General features: G+C 69.3%; 1 protein-coding gene. It reads left to right on the forward strand.

Going from position 1 to position 3,512, the window contains the following annotated elements:
- Positions 1-3,512 (forward strand): RHS repeat domain-containing protein (locus GTZ97_RS16355; RefSeq protein ID WP_161652058.1); only part of this gene is annotated, 3,512 nt, incomplete at both ends.

The following is a 3,512-nucleotide window of genomic DNA, read 5'->3' on the forward strand; positions in this document are numbered from 1 at the left end:
GTGGCGCCCAGTGGCGAGATCCTTGGTCTGCAGTACGACCCGCGCGGGCTGCTCATCAAGGTGACCGACCCGCAAGGCCGCAGCCTGCAGCTCAACTACCTCGATCGTGATCGGCGCGATGGCAGCCGCTTCAGCGGCGTGCAAAGCATCGACACCCCGGTGGGCCGATTTGAGTACCAGTATGGCTCGCCTGCGATGGCAGCGAAGGCCGCAACGGCCACGAGCCCGGCCACCCCTGCCGCGCCAGCGCAGCCCGCGAACCTGGTGGCCGTCAAACTGCCCACTCACTACGACGCAGACAAGACGGCACACATCTACACCAGCCGAGGCACCACCCGCAGCACCCTGACGCGGCACTACCACCACGAAGACCCGCGTCATCCCACCTTGCTCACCGGCATCAGCGTGGCGGGCAACGGCAGCGACGGCAAGCCCATGCAAGCGCGCCTGAGCCGCTACGCCTACGACGAACGCGGCTGGGCCATTCGCAGCGAGCGCGAAGGCGCCGTGCTGGAGCTGGCTCGCATCGAGCGCGCCGGCCTCAGAGAAGACACCCAGCGCCCCAGCGGCGTGGCCGTGCTGGTGCACAGCAAGACCGCCCAACAACCGCAGGGCCAGCAACTCACCATCTACAGCAGCCAGGTGGCCGGCCAGTACCGCATCGTGCGCACCGAAGGCATACCGTGCCCGGCCAGCCTGGACTGCCCACAGGCCAACGTACGCTACCGCTACGACGACCAAGGCCGCCTGATCGAACACACCGAGCTGGCCCGCGCTGCCGACGGCAGCACCGTGCCCGTGCGCAGCACCCGCACCCGCTACGACCCCCTGGGCCGCGTGCTGCGCATCAGCCAACACGCCCATCGCCCCGGGCAACCCGAGGCAGAACTGGGCTATGTGCGCTACGAATACGGCGCCGAGTTGCCCAGCCACGCCGCCCCCAAGCCCGGCGAACACCAACTCCAAGGCCGCCAACCCACCCTGATCGCTCGCTCCAGTGTCGTGCCCGGGCAAGAGCATCAACTGCGACTGAGCTACAACGAACGCGGCCAGGTGCTGCAAGTCACCGAAGTGGGCTACAGCCCCCTGGATGCACAAGGCCAACCGGCCAGCCGTCCCCAAGATGCGCAGCGCATCGAGCGCAGCACGCATTACAGCTACAGCCGAGTCAACGGGCGCAGCCTGCTGGCCGCAGTCGACGGGCCCCTGCCCGGTCCGGCTGACACCGTGCGCCTGCAGTGGGACGCCCGAGGCGACCACCTGCAAGCCCTCAAGCTGCCCCTGGGGCTGCAGCACCGCTGGACCCAGCGCGACGACGCCGGTCGCGTGCTACAAGAAATCCCGCCCGACGGCGTGACCATCACCCACCAGCACCTGCCCACGGGCGAGCCCGTCCAATGGCAACGCGGCCCCGCCACCGCACAAGTGCGCTTTGATGCGCTGATGCGCCCGGTGCGCATTGAACTGCCCGACGGCGAAGTGCAAATGCTGGCCTACGACAGCGCCACCCAGGCCGTGGCCCTGGCCACCAACCGGGGGCAGATGCGCTGGGTGGTGCCGCCTGCAGCCGCGGTCGGCGCGCCGACCCTGCCGCCCACGGCGGCCGGCCGAGCGCGGCCCAGTGCCAACGATCCCTGGAGCGGCTCGCGAGGCTGGGTGGACGACTGGGGCCGCCTGGTGGCGCTGTACACGCCCGAAGGCGGGCTGGAACAACGCCAGTACGATCAAACCAACCGACCCATCCAAAGAACCCTGGCTGACCAAAGCCAATGGCGCTGGCAGCGCGACGCCCTGGGGCGCATCGTGGCACACAGCGTGCAGCGCCCGGGCCAACCTGAGCTCCAGACCAAACTGGTCTACGAGGGGCCGCGCCTGGTCAGCATCCAGCACCCCCACGAACGAGAGCAACTGGCGTACGACGAATGGGGCCGCCTCAGTGAGCGGCGCATCAGCCGAGGGGGCCACACAGCCACCCAACTGGCAGCCCTGCAGGCGGTAGACCGCTACGAGTACGACCAGGCCGACCGGCTGAGCGCCTGGCACCTGCCCGAAGGCGGCAGCCTGCGCTACGAATGGGGCGTAGGGCGCCAGCTCAAGGCTGTGCGCCACCAGGACGGCCAAGCCCAGGCGGTGCTGGGCCGCGCCGTGGGCGACTGGCTGGCCACCCAGTGGGGTGTGGGCCAGCGCACGGTGATTGAGCCATTGGAGGCCGTGCGATTGGAGGCAACCCCACGCGCGACAGCGAAGGCGGCAGCCAACGAAGATGCCTTTGCGTTGCCCGCCATGCTGCAGGCCGAGCAAGGCTACCGCTGGGGCAATGGCGTGGCGCTGCGCTGGCAGCGCAACGCCCAGGGCCAGTTGGCGCAGATGCGCTGGGAGCAGCCGCAGGCGAGCAGCACGGGCTGGGGGGAGTGGCTCACAGCCTGGCTGCCACAGGCGCAAGCTGCAGCCCCCGCCGTCATGCCCAGCGCGGGCAAGACGCCGCCCATGCTGATGCAGTCGGCCTTCAGCTACGACGCGCTGGGCCGCATGCAAACGCGCACAGAAGGCGATCTGAGCGTGGGCTACGCCTACGACGGCCTGGGGCGCTTGCTGATTGCGCAGCCAAAGATGGCAGCCCAGCCCAACCCAGGCACCGCGGCGCTGGAGCCGGAGTTCTACGCCTACGACGCGCAAGGCGCGCTGCAGGTGGCGCGCTGGCAAGGGCAAGACCACGACTGGCGCGGCCAGCGCATCGAGCGCGACCCCACCGGCTTGCCCATGGTGGTGCCCATCGCTGCGCCTAATACCGCAGGCAGGGGTGCGCACACCAGCCCGCCTTCAATCCTGCGCCAGCTGAGCTACAACGCCGACCGGCGTTTGGCCGAGGTGCGCCAAGGTGACGCCCTGCTGGCGCGTTACACCCATAACACCCACGGTCTGCGCATCGCCAAGACTGTGTATGAGTCTGGGCAGGCGTCGACCAAGACATCATCACCCCAGGGCCGTCACACGCAGTACCTCTGGCAGGGCATGACCCTGGTGGCCGAGACAGCGCCTACCCACACGACCGGCGCCGCTGAGCCAAGTTCAGCCCCGCGCCTGGCGCGTCGCTACGTCTACGCCCACCACGTGCCCGTGGCCGTGATCGACTACGAGCAAGGCGCCGAGCTGCGCCCCCCCGAGAGCACCGAAGGCCTGGGCGCCTGGTTCGCTGCCCTGTGGCGCTGGGTGAGCCAGCACCCCGGCGAGCTGCGCTTCATCCACGCCAACGAGATCGGCACGCCTGTGGCAGTGACCGACGCCCAGGCCCGCCTGATCTGGCGCGCCAAACCCACGGCCTACACAGCCTATGGTGTGCTGCAAGCGTCCAGCACCAGGCCAGATGCCGCAGACACAACACAGGCCGCCCACGCCGCCCACACCCAACACACGCCCAAAGACTTCACGCTCAACCTGCGCCTGCCCGGGCAGTACTTCGACGCGGAGACCGGCTGGCACGACAACGTGCTGCGCACCTATGACCCGCAGCG

It is taken from the genome of Aquabacterium fontiphilum, assembly GCF_009909205.1.
Taxonomy (GTDB): domain Bacteria; phylum Pseudomonadota; class Gammaproteobacteria; order Burkholderiales; family Burkholderiaceae_C; genus Aquabacterium; species Aquabacterium fontiphilum.